Origin of the sequence: Vibrio stylophorae (assembly GCF_921293875.1) — a bacterium.
GTDB classification, from domain to species: Bacteria; Pseudomonadota; Gammaproteobacteria; order Enterobacterales; family Vibrionaceae; genus Vibrio_A; species Vibrio_A stylophorae.
The window spans coordinates 1355712-1381688 of the sequence record NZ_CAKLDI010000001.1; the positions used below are offsets into that span (position 1 = coordinate 1355712).

Sequence of the window (25977 nt, forward strand, 5' to 3'; positions counted from 1 at the left end):
CATTTTGCGAGGGCGAATGAAGTTGCGCATTGAGATTTGAGCAAGCGCACAGGAGTAGGGATTGTCATGATTATTTTCTCGAACTCTCTTGCAATATCCACCATGGTTATAAGGTTATGGGTTAATGGCGAGGCAACATGTTTCAATTTTCCACGGCAAATCGAATTCTATTTGGTGAAGGCGCATTAGAGCGCTCGCTCTCTTTACTGAATCAATATGGCTATAGTGCGTTATTGGTATGTGGGCAAGATTTATCACGCAGTGAGCTCTTGGTTCATCATTTTCAGCAGCAAAACATGCGTTATCAGCAAGTATCGGTAAAAGGCGAACCCTATATCGCCATGGTCGAAGAGCTGGCTGCAGAAGGGCGGCGATTTAGCCCAGATATGGTGATTGCCATGGGCGGTGGCAGCGTGATTGACACCGGTAAAGCGCTCGCAGCGCTCATCCCCAATCAAGGCAGTGTTTATGATTATATTGAAGTGGTGGGGCGTGCCTTACCCTTGCAAAATAAACCACTGCCATTTATCGCGATTCCTACGACTGCGGGAACTGGAGCAGAAGTGACGCCCAATGCGGTATTAACTTCGGCGCAAGAGCGGATCAAAACCAGCATGCGCTCGCCGCAAATGCTACCTGATCTCGCTATAGTCGATCCTACGTATAGTGCGGGCGCAAGTCCCGAGCTCACGGCGCGAAGTGGCATGGATGCTTTTACCCATCTTATGGAAGCCTATGTCTGTAATGAGCCCAATCCTCTGAGTGATATGGTTTGTGAGGAGGGGCTACGGCGTTTTGTCAGTGCCATTTTGCCAGCAGTAGAAGAAGATGATTTACGCGCGCGCAGCGATTTAGCTTTTGCGGCCATGCTTGGCGGCATGGCGCGGGCCAATGCTAAATTGGGCGCTGCGCATGCATTAGGACGAGCGCTGGGCGGCCGACTGGATATCGCGCACAGCAGTATTACTGCTTATATTGCGCCCTATGTGATGCAGGAGAATATTTTGGCGGCAACCGCCGCCCATCGCCATGATGTGCTCAATCGTTATCGTCAACTCTCATGCCTTTTGACGGGCAGACATAATGCAGAAATTGATGATTGTGTGGCCTGGACAAGACGACTGCTCACGCGTTTGGCCTTGCCATCTATCAGTCACTCAGGTTTGTGCGAGACGCTTTTTGAAGAGGTTGCAGCAGATGCGATGCGCTCCAATGCGCTTAAGGGGAATCCGCTGCCATTGAACCAACAGCGGCTTGTTCAAATCTTGGAGAAAGTGTGTTTGAGCAGTGACTGCGGTTGTCAATTTACGCCACTTGAAGGTAGTGAATCAGCCTAAAATAAAGCGCCAAAATGACTTGAATATTTTAATTGCAAGGTTTCGTGGTTTTTTTTGTGAACAGGACTTGACTAAAAATTCGCGGCATGAATAATTGCGCGGCTTTTAAACGCATCTTGTACTTTTAATCACGATCTTCAGGAGTTTTGGCGCAATGTCTGCACCTCAATACGCCAACCCAGCCCCACTCGGTTTGATGGGCTTTGGTATGACCACCGTTCTTTTGAACATTCACAACGCGGGCTTTTTCCCGGTTGATTCTATGATCATCGCTATGGGTATTTTCTACGGCGGCCTTGCGCAAGTTATCGCAGGTATCATGGAATACCGTAAAGGTAACACCTTTGGTACCACAGCATTTACCTCTTACGGTTTCTTCTGGTTATCACTTGTTTCTGTATGGATGCTGCCAGAGATGGGTCTTGCAAAAGCAAGTCCACACGGCTTCATGGGTTGGTACCTAACCATGTGGGGTATCTTCACTGGTTTCATGTTCATTGGTTCACTGCGCTACTGCCGCGTGAAGCAATTTGTATTTGGTAGCTTGACAGTATTGTTCGCGCTACTTGCGATTCGTGATTTCACCGGTAACACCTTGATCGGTACCATTGCTGGTTTCGAAGGTATCATCTGTGGTGCATCTGCGATTTATTACGCAATGGCACAGGTGATCAACAACGAGTACGGCCGTGTGGTTCTACCTGTTGGTGAGTTGAAGAAGTAATTGACGACTTCTGATGTTAAAAACCCAGCTTAAGCTGGGTTTTTTTGTATTTGGGTCAAAATTTGAACTGAGATCTCTCTCCCAGCAAACTTTTGTTTTAATTCTTTGAAAATTGTCGATTTCGCAGGTTCACCAAGAGAAAAGAGAATTGCTTCGTGACCCAACTCACGACATCACACCATGTCACTTCACAATTAGTGAGCAAAGTAAAAGAATTCACCTCGTCGCTTATCGTCCTACATTAGAGGTGCTGTGGATGTATCTTGCCCATCCCGGTCATATTGATCATATTAAAAGAAATAACTCGGGCGCTATTTACCAATTAATTGATACACATGGCCCTATCTCCCGTATCGAGTTATCCAAGCTGAGCCAACTTGCGCCCGCGAGTATCACCAAAATCACCCGTGAATTGATTGATGCGCACCTGATTAAAGAGACCCAATACCAAGAATCCAACAGTCGTGGACGTCCTGCGATTGGTTTGGTGACCAATAATGAAGGTTGGCAGTTTTTATCTTTGCGCTTAGGGCGTGGCTATATTGCTATGGCGCTGCATGAGCTAGGTGGCGGCATTTTAATTGAAGACTCCACAACCCTAGATGAAATAGAGCAAGCGCCACTGCTCGCGCGTTTAGAGCAAGAGGTCACTCGTTTTCTTTCCGAGCACGTTCGCGATATTGACCGAATTACCAGCTTGGCCGTGAGCTTACCTGGCTTGGTGGATCCGAAACGCGGTGTTGTGGTGCAAATGCCGCATTATCGGGTCAAAGATATGCCGCTTGGCGATGTGCTGCATCAAAGTACAGGTTTGCCTGTTTTTATTGGTAATGATACCGCGGCTTGGACGCTTGCAGAAAAGCTCTTTGGTAATTCAAAGGGTGTGGCGAACTCGATTTTGATTGCTGTGCACTATGGTGTCGGCGCCGGTATTGTGCTTGATAATATTGTGCTGATCAGTGAGCGCGGCAATATTGGCGAACTTGGTCATATTCAAATGGTTGAAGAGGGCATGCCTTGTCATTGTGGCAATCACGGCTGTTTAGAAACTGTGGTGAGCCATACGGCAATGCTCAATCAAATTGAGCAAGATTTAGCTGCTGGCGTTGAAACTAGTTTGCGCGAGCGCTCGATTAGTATTCGTAATTTGTGTATTGCAGCGGTTGAAGGCGATGCTTATGCGACGCGATTGATTGAGTCTTTAGGGCAGCATTTGGGACGTGCGATTGCGATGATGGTCAATGTCTTTCATCCTGAAAAGATCCTTTTTGGCGGTGAATATAATCTTGCGAAATCGATTCTTTATCCCGCGATGCTCAGCGCCATTCATTCTCAATCGATTCCAGTATATACCGAGAACTTAGAACTGCAAGAAACGCAGTTTTTCCATGAGGCGACCATGCCAGGCGCTGCGCTTGTTAAACAAGCCATGTATAACGGCTCGTTGTTAATGAAAGTGATTGAAGGTTAATTTGCGAACCTTGATTGATACTGAAAAGGCGCCATTTGGCGCCTTTTTGCTATTTGTGAATATTGCCATCTATGAATATTTCTATCAGTGAATCAGGCTTCAATTACGCCTGTGCCAGCTCGCTTTGCGGCAGTTGTAAGTTGCGCGGTTCGGCAATGGCACTGGCAATGGCGTTGATCAGCTGCAAACAAGCCGCTTGAGAAATAATGTATGGCGGCATCAAATAGATAAGCTTGCCAAAGGGGCGAATCCACACGCCTTGCTCCACAAAGTGCTGCTGAATTTGCGCCATATTCACTGGATATTTCAGCTCAACCACACCAATGGCCCCCAGCCAACGCACATCGGCAACGTGCGCTGATTTTAAAAGGGCAGGAAGGTGGCGAGCAAACATGTGCTCAATTTGTTGCACCTGCGCTTGCCACTCGTTTTTCTCTAAAATATCTAAACTGGCGCACGCCACGGCGCAGGCGAGCGGATTACCCATAAAGGTCGGCCCATGCATAAAGCAGCCTGCACTGCCGCCACTGACCGTGTGCGCTACATCGCTGGTGGTGAGGGTGGCAGAGAGCGTTATATATCCACCCGTGAGCGCTTTGCCAAGGCATAAAATATCGGCTTCGATGCCGCTGTGCTCACAGGCAAAGAGTTTGCCGGTTCGGCCAAATCCTGTGGCGATCTCATCTGCAATCAGCAAAATGCCATAGTCATCGCAAAGTCTGCGCACGCCGCGAAGAAACTCAGGATGATAAATGCGCATGCCTCCCGCGCCTTGAACAATGGGCTCCAAAATCACTGCGGCAATCTTGCTGTGATGCGTGGCTAGTTGCGCGGAAAAATCATCTAAATCCGATGGCTGCCAGTCACCATCAAATCGGCTGGTGGGTGAGTTGGCAAACAGGTGCTCAGGTAAGAACCCTTTGTATAGCTTGTGCATGGAGTTGTCTGGGTCGGTGACCGACATCGCTGCAAAGGTATCGCCATGATAGCCATGACGCAGGGTAAGAAATTGGCAGCGCGACTCGCCTTTAGCTTGCCAATATTGCAGCGCCATTTTAAGCGCAACTTCGACGGCCACTGATCCAGAATCTGCGAGAAAAAGATGCTGAAAACGTGCGGGTGTCATGGCGATTAATTTTTTTCCCAAAGCGATAGCGGCAGGATGGGTGATACCACCAAACATCACATGCGACATGGACTCAATCTGCTGATGCGCGGCTTGATTGAGTTTCGGGTGATTGTAGCCGTGGATCGCAGCCCACCATGAGGACATGCCATCGACCAGCTGCGCGCCATTATCGAGTTCCAGATAAACGTCTTTGGCGGCAACGACACCATAGCAGGGCAGGGGGTTGGTGGTGGAGGTGTAGGGGTGCCAGAGATGGTTGCGGTCAAATTGCAAATCACACAAATTGCTCATAAAACATCCAAATGTAAACTAGTGCTTTGTTTGTATGTTGACAGCGTAACAGCGCGCAATGGAAAATAACAAGCACTTACTCAACAAAATACGCAACAAAAAAACACAAAAGCATGAGGGAACACTGTGGACGTGAGGCATAACTGGACGCTTGCCGAGGTGCAGGCACTTTTTGAACTTCCTTTTATGGATCTGCTGTTTCAAGCGCAGCTGGTTCATCGTCAATACCATACCCCCAACCAAGTCCAAGTCAGCACTTTGCTCTCCATTAAAACTGGCGCTTGCCCTGAAGACTGCAAATATTGTCCGCAATCGGCGCGCTACACTACGGATGTGGAAAAAGAGCGCTTAATGCAAGTGGAGCAGGTATTAACGGCGGCGCAAAAAGCAAAATCAGCAGGCTCAACCCGTTTTTGTATGGGCGCTGCTTGGAAAAATCCAAAAGCGCGAGATATGCCTTATTTGCTCGATATGGTGCGCGGCGTGAAAGCCATGGGATTAGAAACCTGCATGACCTTGGGCATGCTCACCGCTGAGCAAGCTACTGAGCTTGCGGGCGCAGGGCTGGATTACTACAACCATAATCTGGATACCTCGCCAGAGTTTTACGGCAACATTATCACTACGCGCACCTATCAAGACCGACTCGATACGCTGTCGCATGTGCGTGATGCAGGCATGAAAATTTGCTCGGGCGGGATCATCGGTATGGGTGAAAGCGCCAATGATCGTGCGGGTTTGCTCATTGAACTGGCGAATTTACCCGTGCATCCAGAAAGTGTACCGATCAATATGTTGGTGAAAGTCAAAGGCACGCCGCTGGAACAAGAAAAGGATGTCGAGCCCTTTGACTTTATTCGCATTATTGCTGTCGCGCGGATCATGATGCCGTATTCAGCGGTGCGTTTATCGGCTGGGCGTGAAAATATGAATGCGCAGATGCAAGCGCTGTGTTTTATGGCTGGTGCCAACTCAGTCTTTTATGGTTGTAAGCTATTAACCACGCCAAACCCTGATGAAGACAGCGATCTCCAGCTATTTCGCACATTGGGCATTAATACGGAGCAACGCGCTCAAAAGCCTGACCTGATTCAAGAAGATGAGCTACTCACGCAGGTCAATGAGCGCATAGCGGCAAGACCCACGGCTGATGATTTGTTCTATGACGCGACTCTTTAATCAGCGCCAGCAAGCTGCGCTCATGGCGCGCCGTGCGCAGGGCCTTTATCGCCAGCATGCTGTGTTTGCTGGCGGTATGCTTAATTTTGCCAGTAATGACTACCTTGGTTTAAGTCAGCACAAAGCGGTGATCGCCGCTTGGCAGCAAGCGGCTAAAGCGGGCGTGGGAGCAACTGCGTCGCCTGCGGTCGTTGGTTTTCATGCTACGCATCAAGCGTTGGTGGCGAGTTTATGTGATTGGCTTGGTTTTGAGGATGCGTTGCTGTTTAACTCGGGCTTTAGCGCTAATCAAACTTTGCTGCATACCGTGGTTGAACCGCAAGACCGCTTATTTCAAGACAAACTAAACCATGCCTCTTTAATTGATGCAGGGCTGCATACCAAGGCGCATCATCGCCGATTTGCGCATAACGACTCACAGGCGCTTGCACGCTTGATAAAAAAGCACAATGCGCAAGCGGGGCAAGATTGGGTGGTCACTGAAGGGATTTTCAGCATGGATGGCGATAGTGCCCCTTTGACTGAATTATCGGCGCTTTGTCAACAACAGGGGGCGGCGCTGATCCTTGATGATGCCCATGGTATTGGCGTGACTGGCGAGCAAGGTCGCGGTAGCTGCGACGTGGCCAAGATCAAACCCGATTATCTAATGGTTACATTTGGCAAAGCCTTGGGCATTGGCGGCGCTGCGATTTTAAGTACGCAGCAAAATATCGATTATCTGCGCCAGTTTTCTCGCCACTATGTGTACTCCACCGCGATGCCCATTGCGCAAGCTGCTGCCATTCAATGTGCGATAGAGATTGTGCGTTGGCAGCCAGAGCTTCGCGAAAAATTGCAAAACAATAGTGCCTATTTTGACCAAGGGTTGCGGCAATTAGCGACAGAATTTGGTGAGTTAGGTACGGCATCCATGCCAGCACTTATGTCAGCACGTATGCCAACACTGGCAATCAAGCCGGTGATTCTAAAAAGCAGTGTGCGTACCATGCACATCGCAAGACATTTGGCGGCGCAAGGGATTCAAGTGGGGGCGATTCGTCCACCGACCGTGGCGCCTAATAGTGCACGGCTGCGTATTTGTTTAAGTGCCGCCCATACAGAGGCGCACATTGACAAGCTGCTCAATGAATTGAGGCATGCACTCGCACAGCCACAACCGATCGAAAATCTATCGCAGGAGCTTGCATGCTAGCGCTCAATTTGCCTGAAAAGCACCGTATTCGACAATCTTTTGATCAAGCGGCGCTGCGATACGATCATTACGCGGATTTTCAGCGTCAGGTGGCGACGCGTTTGGCTGACTGGGTGCCCAAAAGTGCAGGGGAACTTGCGCTTGATATTGGTACAGGTACTGGGTTTGGTAGCACATTACTGGTTCAGCAAGGTTGGCACCCCATCGGCCTTGATTTTTCATCCGCGATGCTCAGGCAAGCGAAACAGAGGGGGCTTTCCCATTGGCGTGGTGTTCAGGCAGATGCAGAAGCGCTGCCGTTTCAAGATGAAAGTCTATCACTGATCTATTCCAGCTTGGCGTTGCAATGGTGCCAAGATTTAAGTCGTCCCTTTGCTGAAGCCTATCGGGTATTAAAACCGGGTGGCCGTTTTGTTTGCGCCGTGCTTCTTGATGGCTCATTGCATGAGCTGAAAACTGCATGGCAACAGATTGATTCACATCAACATGTGAATGATTTTTTCACCCTCAATCAGGTCAACTTTGCGCTAGCGCAAAAGCAGATAGTGCAGAGCCAGCTAATCTGTGAACCTGTTGTATGTCGATATGCAACCGCAAGAGCATTGATGCAGGATTTAAAAGGCATTGGCGCCAGTCAAATTGCTAGTCATGCAAGGCAAAGATTGACCAAAGGCACATTACTGCAGCTTGAGCACGCATATCAGCAATATTTTTCAGAGGATGGGGCGCTTCGCGCGACTTATCAAGTTGGATTGATTGAGGTAAGAAAATGACACAGGTTTATTTTGTCGCAGGGACGGACACTGAAGTCGGGAAAACTGTTGCATCGCGAGCCCTCATTCAAGCAATGGCAAAGCAGTATCAAGTTGCAGGTTATAAGCCCATTGCCAGTGACAGCCAAGCAACCGATGCGGGGCTGCGTAATCATGATGCGCTTTGCTTGCTTGATGCTAGTAATTGTACGCTGACTTATGATGAAGTGAATCCATACGCCTATGCACCGCCAATTTCACCGCATATCGCAGCAAAATTGGTGGATATGCCCATTGAGTTTTCGAAAATTTCTGATGGTTTAGAGCGTCTAAAAACAAAAGCGGATGTGGTGCTTGTTGAAGGAGCAGGTGGCTGGCGCGTCCCAGTTTCGGAGAAGGCCACACTGTCACAGTGGGTACAGCAAGAGCAACTGGCGGTGATTTTGGTGGTAGGGATAAAGCTGGGCTGTCTAAATCATGCGATGTTAACTGCAGAAGCTATTGAGCGAGATGGCTTGAAACTTGCGGGTTGGGTTGCCAATCGCGTTAATCCGGGAACCGCCAACTACGCTGAAATTATTGAGATGCTTGAAGACAAACTCAATGCCCCAAAACTCGGTGAAATCCCCTATATGCCGCATATCCACGAGCGTGATTTGGCAGAGTTTATTGATATTTCAGCGCTGCCATTGCCGCAAATGGCCTAAATCATTCCGATAGACTAAGCCGCTTTAGTGCGGCTTTTTTGTGTTTAAAAAACACAGACGCCTTTGTGCTGTTCTTAAGTTTTACGTTGAACATCATTGTGCCTCACAGAATAGATTAGCCAATGTTGAGAATGCTTGGCTCTTTCGCTTTGTTTGTTATGGTGAGGGGCTTCAAGGATGAGGAGGAACCTTTGTATGCTGACTTTGGCACAACTGCAACAAACCATGCACCAACTAGGGCTTTCACAGCGAGTGATTTTGGCACATGGCGCACTGAAATCTTTTGGCTCATGTGATTTCTCACCGCAGCAACTTATTGATACCTTGGCATCGAAAGGTAATACCTTGGTGATGCCCACTTTTGAATATGATTGCTTGGCTAACCCGCCACAGGATGCAACGAATTATCAGCAAAATGCTGTTGAGGGTCCATGGGCATTCTGCTCGCCTCATCCTTTTGTAGGGCATGAAAATCGAATCACGCCAGATATGGGCGCACTGTCGAAAATATTGCTCAATCATCCTATGCGTATTCGAAGCGTACATCCCATCAACTCTTTTACGGCGCTTGGCCCGCAAGCGAAGGCGTTGATGGCGAGGCAAAGCTATCAAGGCCTTTATGATATCTATCAAGCGCTTTGTTCTGACACGCATGAGTTCGATGATGCCGTATTACTGTTGATGGGCGTTGGGCTGACAAGCGCGACACCGATTCATTATGCTGAGCAATTGGCTGGTCGTGCGATGTTTGTGCGCTGGGCTTCGGTGGCAGGTGAGGGGATCGTAGAAACACGAATTGGTGCTTGCTCTTTAGGGTTTGCTGCATTGGATGATGCAGTCGCTACAATCGAGACGCGGGTACTGGTTGGTGAGAGCCTTTGGCGTCTTTTCTCATTGAAAGCCTTTATCGCAGTTTGCCAACAGGCGATTGAGAAAAATCCGGCGCTAATACAATGCCATTCTGATTGCGTGCGCTGTCGTGACATCATTGCGGGTGGGCCATTTGTGCGCCAAAGCGTTGGCGCACAAATGTAAGCATGCCAATTGAAATGCTAGTTGGTTTGGTTATCTGGCTGAGTGTGCAGTTTGACGAGCGCATTGGCTTGGGCAAAGACATCTTGTGTCGGTGGCTCTTGCTCTGCATCAAGTCCTAAGTGGCTTTTGGCTTGCTCTGGTGTCATGCCTAAATGACAGCAGAGAATATCAATCGCAAGGCGGTAATCTTCTTGATTAGACATATTTCACTCTCCTTTGATGCACCTTGAATGATTATATGGGTGCGACTGTTTTTGACTGGCTGAATTTTGTCCTCTTTATACAGCTTATATAGCTTTGGCACAAATGCGTAACAAAGTATATCGAGGGATTGAAAATAGTGGCATTGAGCCTCATATTAATACCAGCCTCAGGTGATGCATGCTTGATTGAACGTCTGGGGTATTGTCGTTTTCTTGTAAGGATAAAAATAATATGAAACGCATTGCGTTGTTTCTTCTAACGAACCTTGCTGTGATGCTGGTTTTTGGTGTTGTTTTAAGCATCATCTACTCAGTCACAGGTATTCCACGCCAAAGTATGACAGGGCTTTTGATTTTGTCGGCAGTCTTTGGTTTTGGTGGCTCTTTGGTCTCTTTGATGATGTCAAAGTGGATGGCAATGCGTTCAGTTGGTGCTCAAGTTATTGAAAACCCACGCAACGAAACTGAGCGTTGGGTGAAAGATACAGTTGAACGCCTTGCGCGTGATGCCAACATTGGTCTGCCAACCGTAGCCATTTACCCATCCAATGATGTCAATGCTTTTGCGACAGGTGCAAAGCGCGATGACGCCTTGGTTGCCGTGTCAGCAGGCCTACTAAACAGCATGACACGTGATGAAGCAGAGGCGGTGCTTGCACATGAAGTGAGCCACATCGCCAATGGTGATATGGTGACGCTTACGCTAATTCAAGGTGTGGTGAATACCTTTGTTATATTCTTTGCGCGTTTGATTGCCAATGTTGTCAGTGGCTTTATGAATAGCGATGAAGAAGGCGAGGGCGGTGGCAGCTTTATGACGTACTTTATTGTGTCATCGATTCTTGAAGTAGTATTCGGTATTTTGGCAAGCGTGATTGTGATGTGGTTTAGCCGTCAGCGTGAGTTTCGCGCCGATGCTGGCGCTGCCCGCTTGACCGGTGGTAATCGTAAAATGATTGCGGCGCTAGAGCGTCTAAAATCAGCGCATGAGCCCCAATTGGAAGGGAATATGATGGCCTTTGGTATCAATGGTAAAAAAACATTGAGTGAGCTATTTATGACTCACCCACCATTGGATAAGCGTATTGAGGCGCTTCGCCATAATCAGCTTTACTAAGAAAATTGAAGTAAAAAGCCCACGCTTGCGTGGGCTTTTTATTATTTGTTATTGGCCATATCGCGTCAAATATGTGATCTATGTCAATTAAATGTCAATTTGAAAACGATTACAAAAATCACCTAACGCTATAAAAATTAAGAGTTATTTGTAGAGTATCTACTGGAGTTATGATTTTGATACAATTAAATTGTACTTGTCAGTGCCTGATGAATCAGTCATGATGAGTTCGTCCTTGAGTGACTCCCCCTTTATTGGCTTTCGCCGCCCCAGTTTTATCCTTCTTGAATACCCATTTTGTAACACCGTTTTCCATTGTCGTTTCAGTTTATTTAGCCTTTTGGTCACTGATGGAGAAACAACCATGTTGCAAGCAAACAGCACAATCGCACAACCAATTCACACAGCCTCTGTATGGAAAACTGAGAGCAGTTTGACGCAGATTTTGTCTGATATGCAGTTTTTTTCGCGCTTTGCGAATGCACGCAATGCAATTGAAAAAATCAAATTGATTCGCGCGGTACCGCTAAATGCATTAGTGGCTTCTGGTTTGCCAATGCTTCATTTAGAAGATGCAGCAATTGATGCGACTTATCTCGCGCAAATGGAACAGCGTTTTGCAATGATGCTGCCAGCAAGTTACAAAGAGGTTGTATCTGAAATCGGTTTCATTAGCTTCGGATTGCAACCACTGGTTGAGAGCCATGGTGATATTTACCAAGGTTTTACTTTGCTCACACCAAGCCTACTGACAAATGTGACAGACTATATGGCAGATTTTGGTTGGCAGCTTGAAGATGAGCTCGATTGTGGTCACCGTGTGGCTGATTTTGAGCAAGGCACCTTGGCTTTTGCTGCAGGTGAAGAACAAGATGTTTATTTCTTCCTTGCACAAGAAACTGACACAGTGCTTCGTACCTTTGATGGTGATGAAATTTGTACCTCATCACAGCTAATGAAATCTGACGACCCATTTACACAACTACTCAATGATAAGCTTGAAGATCTTGTACTGAGCTGGCAGGACGCAGTGAAGTAATTGCATCGTATCCTTTAATAGGAGCACCTATGGAGTCCGTGCGTTGTGGTGATCTGTTTATCATCCCTTATGATGGTAAAGAGGCGGTAGCCAAATTGATCTGGCTGTCAGAGCGGATACCTAATTGTATTGGTTTTGTTCTACTCAGCCCTGAACGCCAATTTATGGCCAACACTGAGTTCGGTGAGGATTATCATCAAATTGAGATGAATGGTGATTTTGTCACTGTGTTATACAGCGATCTTTGTTACTTGCAACAGGGCGATTGGCGAGTTATTGGCCATCTGCCGTTGACTGATTTGGATCAACACTTACTGCATCATCTGGTTGATGATGATTTATATGAAGGCGATCAATTTCAAGCGCATATTGCAGTGGATCAGTTGCATCGATATCCCGCAGTTGAGCCGCAAAATGTGCAGGCACTTGAAAAATGGCTCAGCGAAGCTTTTGAAGGTTTTTAGCCAAATTTGACATGATCACTATCAGACACAGAGCCGCTTTAGCGGCTTTTGTCTTATCTGGCGGATAGAAATGGATCGCACCGCTTGATTTACTTGAATGTGTGATAAGATTGCGGCAATACCAGCCGTGAGGGCTGTAACCTGATTGAGTTTTTAAGTGATGTCTGACTCTCCAGCAAAAGAACATATTCAAAAAGCGATGAAACGACTCTCCGAGTGTATGCTCAAGGACCGATTCATTCTGCGTCGCCGCCTTCAAGGGGCACAAAAAATTGCCAAAGCCAGCGCTCGAAGCGCAGTGGTTTCTGAAATCGAACAGTTGATTGATGCTTCTTGTTCGCGCGCTGCGGCGCGAAAAAATGCGCCCCATCATTTGGATTACCCTGAACTATTACCTGTCAGTCAAAAGCGCGAGGAGATCGTGCGCGCCATTCGTGACCATCAAGTGGTGATTATTGCGGGTGAAACTGGCTCAGGTAAAACCACGCAGCTGCCGAAAATGTGCCTTGAAGCTGGGCGCGGTGTATTTGGTACCATTGCACACACCCAGCCGCGTCGTTTAGCTGCGCGCTCAGTGGCCACACGGATTGCAGAAGAGATGCGTTGTGAGCTTGGCAGTCAAGTGGGCTTTAAAGTGCGCTTTAGCGATCAAGTTTCAGAGCAAAGCCAAATTAAGCTGATGACCGACGGTATTTTGCTTGCTGAAATTCAGTCAGATCGCTATCTCAACCAATATGACACCATTATTATCGATGAAGCGCATGAGCGCAGTTTGAACATCGATTTCATTATGGGTTATTTACGTGAGATTTTGCCTAAACGCCCTGATCTGAAAGTTATTATCACTTCGGCAACCATTGATACGGAGCGTTTTTCGAAACACTTTTTTGGCGCCCCGATTATCGAAGTATCTGGTCGCACCTATCCTGTTGAAGTGCGTTATCGGCCTTTTGAGTCAAAAGGCGATCGCGATGAGTTAGAGGCCATTTTTGAAGCGGTCGATGAACTCTGCGATGAAGGGCTTGGTGACATTCTGATCTTTATGAATGGCGAGCGTGAAATTCGCGATACGGCCCATGCGCTCAATAAACGTAATTTACGTGATACCGAAATTTTGCCGCTTTATGCGCGCTTATCTGCCAGTGAGCAAAATCGCGTCTTTAGTTCGCATTCTGGTCGCCGTATTGTGCTGTCCACCAACGTGGCGGAAACCTCATTAACTGTCCCTGGTATTCGTTATGTGATTGATCCAGGTACCGCTCGCATTAGTCGTTATAGCTATCGCACCAAGGTGCAGCGTCTGCCAATTGAGCCTGTATCACAAGCCAGTGCCAATCAGCGTAAGGGCCGCTGTGGCCGTGTTGCTGAAGGTATCTGTATTCGTCTTTATAGCGAAGAGGATTTTCTTGGCCGTCCGGAATTTACCGATCCAGAAATCCTGCGTACCAACCTAGCATCGGTTATTTTGCAAATGACCGCTATTGGTCTGGGCGATATTCAAGCTTTCCCATTTGTGGAAGCGCCCGATAGCCGCAATATTCAAGATGGTGTGCGTCTGCTTGAAGAGCTAGGCGCGCTGAAAGCGCCACAAAAAGAGCGTCAAAATCAGCGTGCGCTGACCAAACTGGGTGAGCAGCTTTCGCGTTTACCGATTGATCCACGCTTGGGTCGTATGGTGCTTGAAGCCCATAAATTGGGCTGTTTAAATGAGCTGATGATTATTACAGCGGGCCTGTCGATTCAAGATCCTCGAGAGCGCCCAAGCGACAAGCAGCAAGCAGCGGATGAAAAGCATCGCCGTTTTGAGGACAAAGAGTCTGATTTTCTTGCCTTTGTGAACCTATGGGATCACATCAAAACGCAGCAGCATGAGTTATCGAGCAACCAGTTCAGAAAGCAGTGTCAAAAAGAGTACCTCAACTATTTACGTATTCGTGAATGGCAGGATATTCATTATCAATTGGCACTGGTGGTTAAAGAGCTTGGCTTTAAACGCAATCAAGAGCCGGCAAATTTTCAAGCAGTGCATACCGCATTGCTCTCGGGCTTGCTGTCACACATCGGTATTAAAGATGTAGAAAAACACGAATATTTTGGCGCGCGTAATGCTCGTTTTTCTATTTTTCCAAGTTCAGGCTTGTTTAAAAAACAGCCGAAATGGGTGATGGCTGCCGAACTGGTTGAAACTTCCAAACTGTGGGCGCGCGGCGTTGCGAAAATTCAACCTGAATGGATTGAGCCGTTAGCGGCGCATCTTCTTAAATACAGCTATAGCGAGCCGCACTGGGAAAAACAGCGCGCAGCTGTGGCCGCCTTTGAAAGAGTGACGCTTTACGGTTTGCCCGTGGTGGCTAAGCGTAAGGTGGTGTATAGCCAAATTGATCCTGCGCTTTGTCGCGAACTCTTTATACGCAGCGCGTTGGTTGAAGGGGACTGGGAAACCAAGCACGCCTTTTTCAAAAATAACCGCCGTTTACTGGCCGAAGTGGAAGATCTGGAACACAAATCGCGCCGTCGCGATATTGTGGTTGACGATGAAACCCTATTTGCCTTTTATGATGCGCGTATTCCCCATGATGTAGTTTCCGGTAAGCATTTTGATAGCTGGTGGAAAAAAGCGCAAAAAGATGAGCCAGAACTGCTGAATTTTGAGCGCGACATGCTGCTGAAAGGGGATGCTAGCCATATTACAGAGTTAGATTACCCGAATTTTTGGCACCAAAATGGTTTGAAACTCAAACTGAGTTATCAGTTTGAGCCAGGTGAAGATCATGATGGGGTGACCGTGCATTTGCCGCTGCCGATTCTGAACCAAGTTGAGCCTGTTGGCTTTGATTGGCAAATTCCGGGATTACGTCAAGAATTGGTGATTGCACTGATTAAATCGCTACCGAAGCAGTTACGACGTAACTTTGTGCCAGCGCCAAACTACGCCTCGGCATTCTTGGCGCGCGCCAATCCAGAGCAGGGGCCTTTACTGGACTGCTTAGAGAAAGAGCTCAAGCGCATGACAGGTACCACGATTTTACGTGAAGATTGGCAATTAACGCAGATCCCTGACCATCTGAAGATTACCTACCGCGCTGTGGACCATCGCAATCGAAAACTTAAAGAACATTACGATCTGCATGAGCTTAAACTCTCTTTGCAAGAGAAAGTCAAAGAGACCTTATCGCAAGTAGCTGATGACGATATTGAGCAGCAAGGGTTGCGCACTTGGAGTTTTGGCGAGTTGCCATTGCAATATACACAAAAGCGCGGTGGTTATGAGGTTAAAGCCTACCCAGCTTTGGTGGATCAAAAAGACAGCGTTGCTATTAGCTTGTTTGATAACGAGTATGAGCAGCAGCAAGCGATGCAGCAGGGCTTGCGCCGTTTGGTGTTGCTTAATGTGCCATCGCCCATCAAATACCTACATGACAACTTGCCGAATAAATCCAAGTTAGGTCTCTATTTTAACCCCTATGGTCGCGTGCTCGATTTGATTGATGATTGCATCAACTGCGCCATTGATACCTTAATCGCCAAACATGGTGGGGTGGTATGGCAAGGTGATGCTTTTGAGCGCTTAAAAGAAACCATTCGTGGTGAGCTTGGTGATACTGTGGTGGAAATTGCAGAGCGCGTTGAGCAGATCCTAACGCTGTCGTTTCAAATCGGTAAAAAACTCAAAGGACGCGTGGATTTAACCACGGCTTTTGCGATGTCAGATGTCAAAGCGCAGCTCGATGGTTTGATCTATAAAGGCTTTGTCACCGCGACAGGTGATACGCGTTTGGTTGATTTGATTCGTTATCTAAAAGCCATTGAGCGTCGCCTTGAAAAACTACCGATTGATCCGAATCGTGATCGCGCCCATCTACTTAAGGTAGAGGCAGTGCAAAAATCCTATCAAGAGTTGCTCAATAAGTTACCTAAGGGGCAGGTGATGCCAAAAGGCGTTCAAGAGATCCGTTGGATGATTGAAGAGCTGCGCGTCAGCTACTTTGCCCAGCAGCTAGGCACGCCATATCCGGTTTCAGATAAGCGGGTGAAACAGGCGATTGATGCGATTTAATCGTCAATAGAATCAAAAAAGATGGCGAAAGCCATCTTTTTTATAAATAACAAAAGGTTAAATGATGCATTCTCGTCGTTTTCATATCCTAATGCTGGTCGTGATATGTTGCATTGAGCTTTATATTGGCTTGTATGTGCGTGACCAATTTATTCGTCCCTTTATTGGCGATCTGCTGATTGTCCCTTTGATGTGTTTTTTCTTTTCTTCACTGTGGCCCAAGCGTTGGCCATTGATTGTGCCATTGATGTGGGCTTTTGCATTGAGCGTTGAATTTGCTCAGTATTTTGACCTAGTGCCGCGTTTGGGGCTGTCTCATATCCCCATGGTGAATATTCTCATTGGTCGTGTGTATGACCCTTTAGATTTATTGGCCTATAGCTTAGGTGCGCTATTGGCTGTTGGTCTTTATGTCGCTCACATGCGCTGGGTTTCGGTTCGGCAAAGGGCTTTATCGACGCTCTTGAAATAACGAAATAAATCCGTAGACTGCCGGATTTTCGCCTTAATCATACTGAATTGTGTTATGAAATTGCTTCGAACGACCATCCATCCTGATATTACCGACTTAGAAACCATGCGTCTTGTCGAGCGTCCCGCAGCGCGCGCTATTGCGCTTGATGGGCAAGATATTTTGCTAATGTATACCGCTCGTTATGATGATTATTCCATTCCTGGTGGTGGCTTAGAGCCCAATGAATCGGCGCAAGCAGGGATGATCCGCGAGCTTCAAGAGGAAACGGGCGCACAAAATATTCGTGATATTATGGCTTTTGGTTGCTATGAGGAGTATCGGCCTTGGTATAAAGACGATGCTAATGTCATGCACATGCTGTCCTATTGTTTTACTTGTCGTATTGATCGTGAGCTTGGTGATACGCAATTTGAAGCGTATGAAATCAAAAATGGGATGGAACCGCGTTGGGTCAACATTCATCAAGCCATTGCCCATAATCATCGCACCATGGCCGAGAGCGATAAAAAAGGTTTAAGCATTGAGCGGGAGACATTCTTATTGGAGAGAATTGTCGATCAATTGCTTGGTTAATACATTCAAAACATGATCGAAAGGAGCACTGATAAGGTGCTTTTTTTATCTAAAAAATTGGCTGTTTCACTGAGTGTAGATGCCGAACATTTCAAAGTGTGAAGTTCAATTCATTGAATTATCAGCTGCTTTCATCTTTTTCTGGATTTGTGTGACAATAGTCACTGCAAACCTATCCCTATGCATGTTGTAGTGTAATAACAATAAACACAATAGGAATACCCCATGAAATTGAAAACAGCTTTGCTGCCACTGGCGTTGATTTTTTCTGCAACTGCGATGGCAGGTGGGCATCGTGAACCGTATCAAGCGCAATCAAATCTTTTAAATAAAACCTACAGCCAAGAGCAAGCACCAAGCTTGCGTGTCGCTACGTTTAATATGGCGGCGGCGCGTGTTGGCTCAATGGAAGAGATCGCCAAAGCGATTAAAGCAATTGATGCTGATGTGATTGCGATTCAAGAGGTTGATGTTTTAACCGGCCGTAGTGGCAAAGTTGATCAGGCGAAACAATTAGAAAAATTGACTGGGATGCATGTCGCCTTTGGTCGCGCCATTGATTTCGATGGGGGTCAATATGGTCTGGCGATTGCTTCAAAATATCCAATTTTGAAAACTGAAGTGAATCTATTGCCTTCTGGTACACGTGAGCAGCGTATTGGCTTTGAAGCACATATTAAAGTGCCTGGTTTTGAAGCGCCGATCACCGTATTTAATGCCCATTTAGATACCAAAGAAGATCCAGCGATGCGTATTGATCAAGTACGTGCATTGAATGATGCTGCGATCGATACCCGTGGTATTAAAATTTTGATGGGGGATATGAACGATGTGCCTAACTCAGCAACTGTTCAAGAGCTAGGTCGCTATTGGAACAATATTGTCGATAGCGAAGTTGATTTTCGTAGCTGGCCTGCTGGCAACCCAGAAATCCAAGTGGATTATATTATGACGGGTAAGGCGCAACGCTGGCAGGTTGAGTCGATCACTGTGCCACAGGTAAACGCACCGTATTCAGATGTGAATTGGCCGGCAGTCACCGATCACTTGCCAATTATCGTTGATATGAAGATGCTTGAGCAGTAAGGCGCAAGCATAAAGGGTCTCAACAATAAAACTGATTGCGATCACAAAATCTGATACAATCCGCACATCGCAAAAGCTGGCACCCCGCCAGCTTTTTTTCGAATTCACAATTTGAGCCTGTCAGCGTTGGCGGCTTTATGAAGTATTAGGAACTGTTTGTGCTAACAACCGCAAATATCACCATGCAGTTTGGCGATAAGCCTCTGTTTGAAAACATCTCGATTAAATTTGGTCAAGGCAACCGTTATGGTCTGATTGGTGCCAATGGCTGTGGTAAATCCACATTTATGAAAATCTTAGGCGGTGAGCTTGAGCCATCGGCTGGTGTTGTTTCTAAAGACCCAAATGAGCGTATGGCAAAATTGGGTCAGGATCAGTTTGCTTACGAACAATACACAGTGATTGATACTGTGATCATGGGCCACAAAGAGTTGTGGACCGTGAAAGAAGAGCGCGACCGTATCTATGCTATGCCAGAAATGTCAGATGAAGATGGCATGCGTGTTGGCGACCTAGAAGTAGAATTCGCTGAGATGGATGGATATTCTGCTGAAGCGCGCGCCGGTGAATTACTGCTTGGCTTGGGCATTCCTGAGTCCATGCACTTTGGTTTGATGAGTGAAGTGGCACCGGGTTTGAAAGTGCGTGTGCTGCTTGCGCAGGTGCTCTTTGCAGAGCCTGATATCATGCTACTTGACGAACCAACGAACAACTTGGATATGCACACCATTGGTTGGTTGGAAGAGATTCTACTGGCGCGTAACTGCACCATGATTATCATTTCGCATGACCGTCACTTCCTCAACACCGTGTGTACCCATATGGCGGACTTGGATTATGGTGAGCTTCGTCTATTCCCTGGTAACTATGACGAATACATGATTGCCGCTGAGCAAGCGAAAGACCGCATTACAGCAGATAACGCCAAGAAAAAAGCACAAATAGCTGAGCTTCAGACCTTTGTGAGCCGCTTCTCTGCGAATGCATCGAAAGCAAAACAAGCCACCTCACGTCAAAAGCAGCTTGATAAAATCCAACTCACAGAAGTGAAAGCATCAAGCCGCCAGTCACCATTTATCCGTTTTGACCAAGAGAAAGTGCTGTTCCGTAATGCGCTTGAAGTTGAAGGCTTGACTCAAGGCTATGGTGATAACATTCTATTTAATGGCGTAAACCTACGTATTGAAGTGGGTGAGCGTGTGGCAATCATCGGTGAAAATGGTATCGGTAAATCGACGCTATTGAATACCCTTGCAGGTGCCATGGAGCCAATGAGCGGCATGATCAAATGGTCTGAAAACCACAACATTGGTTTCTATGCGCAAGATCATAGTGCTGATTTTGAAGCTGACATGAGTCTATTAGATTGGATGTCTCAGTGGAAAAATGAAGGTGAGGATGAGCAAACTGTGCGTGGTATTTTGGGCCGTATGCTGTTCTCACAAAATGATATTAAGAAATCGGTACGTGTGATCTCTGGTGGTGAGCAAGGTCGTATGCTATTTGGCAAATTGATCATGCAACGTCCAAACATTTTGTTGATGGATGAGCCAACCAACCACATGGATATGGAATCCATTGAAGCATTAAACTTGGCACTTGAGAACTACAAAGGCACCTTGCTATTTGTCTCTCACGATCGTCAATTCGTATCTTCAATTGCAACGCGCATCATTGAGATCACCAAAGAGGGTGTCAATGATTTCCATGGTACTTATGATGAGTACTTGGCGAAGCGTGAATTGACTTACTAATTTCCAAAGTCATTTGCTAAAAAGCGAGCCGAGAGCTCGCTTTTTTTATGGCGTAATTTCAGTGATTAACTATTTCAGTAAGTGTCATTTCAGTAATCAACTTTGCCATCGATGAGCGAAACAAAGTTTTATCGTGGGTGTAGATTGCCTGAACGAGATATTTCAGCATGCATCTTTTTTCTAAGAACACGCGTGTTTTGCTAAGGCGAAATGATGCGCATAAAAAAACCCTCGCCGAGGCGAGGGTTTTGAAAGAGTCACGGTCAGAAATTATTTCTTCGCGTTTTTCTCTTTTTGCTCTGCAATTACAGCTTCTGCTACGTTTGCAGGACATGGTGCGTAGTGTGCGAACTCCATAGAGAACTGACCACGACCAGAAGTCATAGTTCGTAGGGTACCGATGTAGCCGAACATTTCAGAAAGTGGAACATCACCCTTGATACGTACGCCAGTTAGACCTGCTTGTTGGTCTTTGATCATACCGCGACGACGGTTCAAGTCACCAATAACATCACCAACGTGATCTTCTGGAGTGAATACGTCTACGTGCATGATTGGCTCAAGAAGTTGAGGACCTGCTTTAGGCATAGATTGACGGAATGCGCCTTTCGCTGCGATTTCAAATGCGATTGCAGATGAGTCAACTGCGTGGAAACCACCGTCGTATAGTTCAACTTCAACGTCAAGCACTGGGAAGCCTGCTAGAGGACCAGTGTTCATCATGCCTTCGAAGCCTTTCTCGATTGCAGGCCAGAATTCTTTAGGAACGTTACCACCAACAACGGTAGAAACGAACTTGAAGCCAGTACCTTGCTCGCCAGGTTTGATGCGGTAGTCGATCTTACCGAACTGACCAGAACCACCAGACTGTTTCTTATGCGTGTAGCTATCTTCAACAGGCTTAGTGATGGTTTCACGGTAAGCAACTTGTGGTTTACCTACGATTAGGTCAACGCCGTAAGTACGCTTCAAGATATCAACTTTGATATCTAGGTGAAGTTCACCCATACCTTTAAGGATGGTTTCGCCAGTTTCTTCGTCAGTTTCAACTTGGAAAGATGGATCTTCTGCAACCATTTTACCGATCGCAATACCCATTTTCTCAGAACCGCCTTTGTCCTTAGGAGCAACAGCGATAGAGATAACTGGAGTAGGGAAGATCATCGCTTCAAGCGTACACTCGTGCTTAGGATCACATAGTGTGTGACCAGTCTGAACGTTCTTCATACCAACGATTGCGATGATGTCGCCCGCTTGTGCAGAAGTTAGTTCATTACGGTCATTTGCTTGCATCTCAACCATACGGCCAACACGCTCAGTCTTACCAGTTGCAGAGTTAAGGATGGTGTCACCCTTAGCAATTTTACCTGAGTAGATACGTACGAAGGTTAGGGCGCCGAAACGGTCGTCCATGATCTTGAACGCAAGAGCACGTAGTGGCTCATCAGCAGATACAGTTGCAACTTCGCCAGTTGGCTCACCAGTTTCTGGATCAGTCAAAGGCTGTGGATCAACTTCAGTTGGTGCTGGTAGGTAGTCAACAACTGCATCTAGAACAAGCTGGATACCTTTGTTTTTGTACGCAGAACCACAGTAAGTTGGGAAGAACGCTAGGTCACGAGTACCTTTACGGATACAACGCTTGATGTCTTCGATAGAAGGCTCTTCACCTTCCATGTAAGCTTCCATTAGATCATCGTCTTGCTCAACAGCAGTTTCGATCATCTCTTCACGGTATGCTTCAACATCATCAACCATGTCTGCTGGAACGTCAGTCACGGTGTAGTTTTCTGGTAGGCCAGTGTCATCCCAGATGAATGCTTTACGAGTAAGAACGTCTACAACACCAACGAAGTCTTCTTCGCGGCCGATTGGTAGAGTCATTACTAGTGGCGTAGCACCAAGAACTTTTTTCACTTGATCAACAACGTTGAAGAAGTCTGCGCCCATACGGTCTAGTTTGTTAACGAAGATCAGACGAGATACTTCTGATTCGTTCGCATAACGCCAGTTGGTTTCTGACTGAGGCTCAACACCGCCAGAACCACAGAATACACCGATACCGCCATCAAGAACTTTAAGTGAACGGTATACTTCAACGGTGAAGTCTACGTGTCCTGGAGTATCGATAACGTTTAGGCGGTGATCGTTCCAGAAACAGCTAACGGCTGCAGACTGGATTGTAATACCACGCTCAGCTTCCTGCTCCATGAAGTCAGTAGTCGTTGAGCCATCGTGTGTGTCACCGATCTTGTGGATTTTACCAGTTAGCTTAAGGATACGCTCAGTTGTTGTGGTTTTACCCGCATCAACGTGGGCGAAAATACCAATGTTTCTGTATTTTGATAAATCGGTCATCGTTTTACTCTGTTAATAGGATATAAAAACGCGCTGAGTATAACACAATCTTCAGCGCTACCAAGAGTATAGATGCCTCCTTGTTTCATTTGTTTGTTTTTCACTCTCTCAAAGGTGACATTGGCGAGGAAACAACCGCAAATGAGCGCACTTTTAATCACTTTCATTTGTGAGCAGGTTAGAAAATCAATCTTGCCGATAAGGAAATGAGATCGTGATTTATTTTTCGCACGTCAAATGCTCGTTTTTCAGACAAACGAGCGGTGTGATTTGTCCGCAAAGTTCAGTCTGAAGTTCAATCTATTGATAGATAGTCTTATTTATCTTTATATGGGAGCGTTTGTATCTGGTTTTTAGAACAATCACTTTTTTTAGTACAGACTTTCAATACTAGAGATTGCGTGATGGGGCGCTTTGCCATGTGGAGAACCAGCGCAAATCGAGCAATCACGGAGCCAATGATTCGCACTTTAAAATATAAAGATACGTCATACTGTTTGATGTTTACGCTTTAAACGTACGTCATTTTTCAGAAAACCTTCAATAATTTGACATTTTTCATATGATAGGGCTGCTGCTAATGGAATATTATTTCGAGGCCTATGAGAAATGAGACTAAAAAATCTATCCGTCGGTAAAAAAATTGGCGGGGCATTTGCGATTGCAGGTTTAGCGGTAGTCGCAATGGGTGCCTTTTTAATTAATGAAACGCACGAAATTCAAAACAGCTTATCATTGGTGACTGAAGTCACTATGCCAAGCATCATTCTTGTTAAAGAGATGGAAACTGACGCTGCGACCATTCGTAAAGATCAGTTCTCACTTATCCCCAATTTAAACAGCCCTAAAATGTCACAGTGGCTTGATGACTATCAAAAGCTACTGGCGAACATGGACTCCAACCTAGAAAAATATAAATCAGCCATGGTGGCCGGCGAAGAAGAGGATGCACGCCTCTATGCTGCAGTGACCAATGCTTGGCAAAAATACCAATCCCACCAAACTGCTTTTGTAAAAGCGATTGAGAATAAAGATCAATTCGCAGCCAACCAAGAGATGCTCTCTAGCGTTAATGACTATCTCACTCTTGTTACTGCCATTGGTAAACTCGATGACCTCAACACTGGCTACGCGCATAGCGATAGCGCGCTTGCACATGATCGCGTGAATCGCGCTGTGATGCTTAATCTCATCGCCATTGGCATGATTTTAATATTTATGGCGATCGTGACGGTGATCTTGACGCGCGGTATTTGCCGTCCACTGAATGAAGTGATGAAAATGGCCGGTCGCATTGCAGATGGTGATTTAACCTATCAACTTGATTTATCGAATATGGGCAAAGATGAATTGGGTCTGTTGGCATCATCTTGCGTAGCGATGCAAGATAAATTGCGTGAAGTGCTTTACCACATCACCGGCGCTGCAACGCAGCTAAGCGCGGCGGTTGAAGAGGTGAGTGCGGTTTCTGAGCAAACCTCGCATGGCATGCGTATTCAACAAGATCAAATCAATATGATCGCCACTGCCATGGAGCAGATGCAATCAACGGTGCATGAGGTTGCCAGCAATACAGAAGAAGCATCCAATGCAGCGATGGCAGCAACTGAAAATGCCAATCGTGGTATCCATGTGGTTCAAGAGAATATCGATAGCATTCAACGTGTTGCGCAAGTAATGGAAAATACGGGTGAGCTTGTTAATCAACTTGAGAAAGATTCAGCCAGCATTAGTATGGTTGTTGATGTGATCAATGGCATTGCAGAGCAAACTAACTTGCTTGCACTGAACGCGGCGATTGAAGCGGCGCGTGCGGGTGAGCAAGGTCGTGGTTTTGCGGTGGTTGCTGATGAAGTGCGCACCCTTGCAGGTCGTACACAAACATCGACTACAGAAATTATTAAGATTATTGAGATCCTACAAGCACGTACGAAAGAAGCGGGCACCTCAACGCAGCGCAGCTGTGAGATGATCCAAGAGTGTGTGACGCAAGCGCATAGCTCAGGACAAGAGATCCACAGCATTGAGCAAGGTGTTTCTCAAATCGCCAGCATGAGTATGCAAATTGCGAGCGCATGTAGCGAGCAAAATTCAGTGACAGAAGAGCTCAGCCGCAACGCTGAAACCATCAACCAATCTTCACTTGAAGTGGCTGAAGGTGCAGGGCAAACAGCGCAAGCTTGTATGTCTTTGGCACAGCTTGCCAGCGAGCTACAAAATAATGTGAGTCGCTTTCGACTTGCATAATCAGCCTATGGGTTGATAAAAGCCGGTGCTTGTCACCGGCTTTTTTGATCATGCCGATGGCCTAATAGATCTCGCGCTAACAATAGGGTGAGCCCTAGTATCTGCAAAAAAAGCGCAAGGTGATGAAGATAGGCCGCATTCTGGCTGTTTGTTTGAAGTCGCTGCTTAATTGTAAGGGTCTCGATATAAGCGGTATCGATTTTTTCTCTCAGCTGTTGCTGGTCTTGGTCAATCAACTGAAATAGAGATTGATAACTGATGTTATTGAGGGGCTGATTGAGCCAAGGTTGAAGCTGCGCAATAAGTGTAGGTGTGACTTTCGCATCTTGATTGGCCGCTAAGCGCTGCATCATGAGCCATGTCCATTCGCGTTTTCGCTCTAAATTTTCGACTTTTCGCCAAGCTTGACTGATATGGTCGAGATACTCTGTTTGCTGCTCATGTAGCCGTTGATTTCGCTGATTGTATTGTTCGAGAATCACGCTAGAAATCAAGATGGCCACAATATTCAAAAGAAGACCCAGCAAGATAAATAACCAGACGGGAATGCGTTGAATTGAAAATGCCATGGCTGACCCTCTCATCGTTTTGGCACTGTCTTCTGTCCATAGCATAGAAAATAAAGCGCTATCCTGTGGCAAAGTGCCGACGGTATGGCGAACAGTGGGTGCGCTTAATTGCCATATGAGTGACGCTGTCACAGGCTATTTGTTGAAGCCGGTTGGTTCACATAGTGCTTAAATTTAGCGAGGCTTGCATTTGTAGGGGGGCAATCAAGGCTGTC

Annotated in this window: 22 protein-coding genes; 18 read left to right on the forward strand and 4 right to left on the reverse strand. The window is 46.5% G+C overall.

The window, feature by feature from the left end; genetic code table 11:
• Nucleotides 1-137: 137 nt before the first annotated feature.
• The 3 genes from L9P36_RS06295 (at nucleotide 138) to mlc (ending at nucleotide 3532) form a co-directional block, all read left to right on the forward strand.
• Nucleotides 138-1337 (forward strand): iron-containing alcohol dehydrogenase, encoded by a 1200-nt coding sequence (locus L9P36_RS06295; protein ID WP_237465844.1) that lies wholly within the window; start codon nucleotides 138-140, stop codon nucleotides 1335-1337.
• Nucleotides 1338-1491: 154 nt separating this feature from the next.
• Nucleotides 1492-2061, forward strand: coding sequence for an acetate uptake transporter (locus L9P36_RS06300; RefSeq protein ID WP_237465845.1), 570 nt, complete (start codon nucleotides 1492-1494; stop codon nucleotides 2059-2061).
• Between the two features lie 256 nt (nucleotides 2062-2317).
• Complete coding sequence (gene mlc / locus L9P36_RS06305; RefSeq protein WP_237465846.1) at nucleotides 2318-3532, forward strand: sugar metabolism global transcriptional regulator Mlc; 1215 nt, start codon at nucleotides 2318-2320, stop codon at nucleotides 3530-3532.
• A gap of 103 nt (nucleotides 3533-3635) precedes the next feature.
• On the opposite strand, the gene bioA is transcribed toward mlc, so the two are convergent.
• Nucleotides 3636-4952, reverse strand: a complete 1317-nt coding sequence (bioA, locus tag L9P36_RS06310; protein ID WP_237465847.1) for an adenosylmethionine--8-amino-7-oxononanoate transaminase — start codon at nucleotides 4950-4952, stop codon at nucleotides 3636-3638.
• A gap of 126 nt (nucleotides 4953-5078) precedes the next feature.
• Here bioA and bioB point away from each other — a divergent pair, with 126 nt between their 5' ends.
• The 5 genes from bioB to L9P36_RS06335 all read left to right on the forward strand — a co-directional run bounded on the left by bioB (nucleotide 5079) and on the right by L9P36_RS06335 (nucleotide 9820).
• Nucleotides 5079-6131, forward strand: a complete 1053-nt coding sequence (gene bioB / locus L9P36_RS06315; RefSeq protein ID WP_237465857.1) for a biotin synthase BioB — start codon at nucleotides 5079-5081, stop codon at nucleotides 6129-6131.
• A complete protein-coding gene (locus L9P36_RS06320) occupies nucleotides 6115-7326 on the forward strand; it encodes an aminotransferase class I/II-fold pyridoxal phosphate-dependent enzyme (RefSeq protein WP_237465859.1) in 1212 nt (403 codons plus the stop codon). Before bioB ends, L9P36_RS06320 begins: the two co-directional genes overlap by 17 nt.
• Nucleotides 7320-8099, forward strand: a complete 780-nt coding sequence (bioC, locus tag L9P36_RS06325) for a malonyl-ACP O-methyltransferase BioC (protein ID WP_237465861.1) — start codon at nucleotides 7320-7322, stop codon at nucleotides 8097-8099. Before L9P36_RS06320 ends, bioC begins: the two co-directional genes overlap by 7 nt.
• Complete coding sequence (gene bioD, locus L9P36_RS06330; protein WP_237465863.1) at nucleotides 8096-8785, forward strand: dethiobiotin synthase; 690 nt, start codon at nucleotides 8096-8098, stop codon at nucleotides 8783-8785. Before bioC ends, bioD begins: the two co-directional genes overlap by 4 nt.
• 195 nt (nucleotides 8786-8980) lie before the next feature.
• Nucleotides 8981-9820: an AAC(3) family N-acetyltransferase gene (locus L9P36_RS06335; protein WP_237465864.1), complete on the forward strand. Its 840-nt coding sequence runs from the start codon at nucleotides 8981-8983 to the stop codon at nucleotides 9818-9820.
• A 17-nt stretch (nucleotides 9821-9837) separates the two neighbouring features.
• Here the strand turns inward: L9P36_RS06335 and L9P36_RS06340 are convergent, their stop codons facing one another.
• A complete protein-coding gene (locus tag L9P36_RS06340; RefSeq protein ID WP_237465867.1) occupies nucleotides 9838-10023 on the reverse strand; it encodes a hypothetical protein in 186 nt (61 codons plus the stop codon).
• 232 nt (nucleotides 10024-10255) lie between these two features.
• Here L9P36_RS06340 and htpX point away from each other — a divergent pair, with 232 nt between their 5' ends.
• The 8 genes from htpX (at nucleotide 10256) to L9P36_RS06380 (ending at nucleotide 20588) form a co-directional block, all read left to right on the forward strand.
• Entirely contained in the window at nucleotides 10256-11140 is an 885-nt protein-coding gene (gene htpX, locus L9P36_RS06345; RefSeq protein ID WP_237465869.1) for a protease HtpX, read from the forward strand.
• Between the two features lie 364 nt (nucleotides 11141-11504).
• A complete protein-coding gene (locus L9P36_RS06350) occupies nucleotides 11505-12179 on the forward strand; it encodes a hypothetical protein (protein ID WP_237465870.1) in 675 nt (224 codons plus the stop codon).
• A gap of 29 nt (nucleotides 12180-12208) precedes the next feature.
• Nucleotides 12209-12643: a hypothetical protein gene (locus tag L9P36_RS06355; RefSeq protein WP_237465872.1), complete on the forward strand. Its 435-nt coding sequence runs from the start codon at nucleotides 12209-12211 to the stop codon at nucleotides 12641-12643.
• A gap of 160 nt (nucleotides 12644-12803) precedes the next feature.
• Nucleotides 12804-16700 carry an ATP-dependent RNA helicase HrpA gene (gene hrpA, locus L9P36_RS06360; RefSeq protein WP_237465874.1) on the forward strand — a complete coding sequence of 1299 codons (3897 nt, stop codon included), beginning with the start codon at nucleotides 12804-12806 and terminating at the stop codon, nucleotides 16698-16700.
• A gap of 64 nt (nucleotides 16701-16764) precedes the next feature.
• Nucleotides 16765-17172, forward strand: a complete 408-nt coding sequence (locus tag L9P36_RS06365; protein WP_237465876.1) for a ribosomal maturation YjgA family protein — start codon at nucleotides 16765-16767, stop codon at nucleotides 17170-17172.
• A 54-nt stretch (nucleotides 17173-17226) separates the two neighbouring features.
• A complete protein-coding gene (locus L9P36_RS06370; RefSeq protein ID WP_237465878.1) occupies nucleotides 17227-17748 on the forward strand; it encodes an NUDIX hydrolase in 522 nt (173 codons plus the stop codon).
• Between the two features lie 225 nt (nucleotides 17749-17973).
• Nucleotides 17974-18834 (forward strand): endonuclease/exonuclease/phosphatase family protein, encoded by an 861-nt coding sequence (locus L9P36_RS06375; protein ID WP_237465880.1) that lies wholly within the window; start codon nucleotides 17974-17976, stop codon nucleotides 18832-18834.
• A 158-nt stretch (nucleotides 18835-18992) separates the two neighbouring features.
• Complete coding sequence (locus tag L9P36_RS06380; protein WP_237465882.1) at nucleotides 18993-20588, forward strand: ABC-F family ATPase; 1596 nt, start codon at nucleotides 18993-18995, stop codon at nucleotides 20586-20588.
• Nucleotides 20589-20858: 270 nt separating this feature from the next.
• On the opposite strand, the gene fusA is transcribed toward L9P36_RS06380, so the two are convergent.
• Nucleotides 20859-22946: an elongation factor G gene (fusA, locus tag L9P36_RS06385; protein ID WP_237465884.1), complete on the reverse strand. Its 2088-nt coding sequence runs from the start codon at nucleotides 22944-22946 to the stop codon at nucleotides 20859-20861.
• A gap of 609 nt (nucleotides 22947-23555) precedes the next feature.
• Between fusA and L9P36_RS06390 the strand changes: the two genes are divergently transcribed.
• Nucleotides 23556-25193, forward strand: a complete 1638-nt coding sequence (locus L9P36_RS06390; RefSeq protein WP_237465887.1) for a methyl-accepting chemotaxis protein — start codon at nucleotides 23556-23558, stop codon at nucleotides 25191-25193.
• A 32-nt stretch (nucleotides 25194-25225) separates the two neighbouring features.
• Here the strand turns inward: L9P36_RS06390 and L9P36_RS06395 are convergent, their stop codons facing one another.
• Complete coding sequence (locus L9P36_RS06395) at nucleotides 25226-25762, reverse strand: DNA mismatch repair protein (RefSeq protein WP_237465888.1); 537 nt, start codon at nucleotides 25760-25762, stop codon at nucleotides 25226-25228.
• Between L9P36_RS06395 and L9P36_RS06400 the strand changes: the two genes are divergently transcribed.
• Nucleotides 25761-25934: a hypothetical protein gene (locus L9P36_RS06400; RefSeq protein WP_237465889.1), complete on the forward strand. Its 174-nt coding sequence runs from the start codon at nucleotides 25761-25763 to the stop codon at nucleotides 25932-25934. The genes L9P36_RS06395 and L9P36_RS06400 overlap by 2 nt on opposite strands.
• Nucleotides 25935-25977 lie beyond the last annotated feature (43 nt).

Coding starts and splice junctions, on each gene's coding strand:
- L9P36_RS06295 (WP_237465844.1), top strand. CDS start 138: ATGTTTCAATTTTCCACGGCAAATCGAATTCTATTTGGTGAAGGCGCA.
- L9P36_RS06300 (WP_237465845.1), top strand. CDS start 1,492: ATGTCTGCACCTCAATACGCCAACCCAGCCCCACTCGGTTTGATGGGC.
- mlc (WP_237465846.1), top strand. CDS start 2,318: ATGTATCTTGCCCATCCCGGTCATATTGATCATATTAAAAGAAATAAC.
- bioA (WP_237465847.1), bottom strand. CDS start 4,952: ATGAGCAATTTGTGTGATTTGCAATTTGACCGCAACCATCTCTGGCAC.
- L9P36_RS06320 (WP_237465859.1), top strand. CDS start 6,115: ATGACGCGACTCTTTAATCAGCGCCAGCAAGCTGCGCTCATGGCGCGC.
- bioC (WP_237465861.1), top strand. CDS start 7,320: ATGCTAGCGCTCAATTTGCCTGAAAAGCACCGTATTCGACAATCTTTT.
- bioD (WP_237465863.1), top strand. CDS start 8,096: ATGACACAGGTTTATTTTGTCGCAGGGACGGACACTGAAGTCGGGAAA.
- L9P36_RS06335 (WP_237465864.1), top strand. CDS start 8,981: ATGCTGACTTTGGCACAACTGCAACAAACCATGCACCAACTAGGGCTT.
- L9P36_RS06340 (WP_237465867.1), bottom strand. CDS start 10,023: ATGTCTAATCAAGAAGATTACCGCCTTGCGATTGATATTCTCTGCTGT.
- htpX (WP_237465869.1), top strand. CDS start 10,256: ATGAAACGCATTGCGTTGTTTCTTCTAACGAACCTTGCTGTGATGCTG.
- L9P36_RS06350 (WP_237465870.1), top strand. CDS start 11,505: ATGTTGCAAGCAAACAGCACAATCGCACAACCAATTCACACAGCCTCT.
- L9P36_RS06355 (WP_237465872.1), top strand. CDS start 12,209: ATGGAGTCCGTGCGTTGTGGTGATCTGTTTATCATCCCTTATGATGGT.
- hrpA (WP_237465874.1), top strand. CDS start 12,804: ATGTCTGACTCTCCAGCAAAAGAACATATTCAAAAAGCGATGAAACGA.
- L9P36_RS06365 (WP_237465876.1), top strand. CDS start 16,765: ATGCATTCTCGTCGTTTTCATATCCTAATGCTGGTCGTGATATGTTGC.
- L9P36_RS06370 (WP_237465878.1), top strand. CDS start 17,227: ATGAAATTGCTTCGAACGACCATCCATCCTGATATTACCGACTTAGAA.
- L9P36_RS06375 (WP_237465880.1), top strand. CDS start 17,974: ATGAAATTGAAAACAGCTTTGCTGCCACTGGCGTTGATTTTTTCTGCA.
- fusA (WP_237465884.1), bottom strand. CDS start 22,946: ATGACCGATTTATCAAAATACAGAAACATTGGTATTTTCGCCCACGTT.
- L9P36_RS06390 (WP_237465887.1), top strand. CDS start 23,556: ATGAGACTAAAAAATCTATCCGTCGGTAAAAAAATTGGCGGGGCATTT.
- L9P36_RS06400 (WP_237465889.1), top strand. CDS start 25,761: ATGGCTGACCCTCTCATCGTTTTGGCACTGTCTTCTGTCCATAGCATA.
- L9P36_RS06395 (WP_237465888.1), bottom strand. CDS start 25,762: ATGGCATTTTCAATTCAACGCATTCCCGTCTGGTTATTTATCTTGCTG.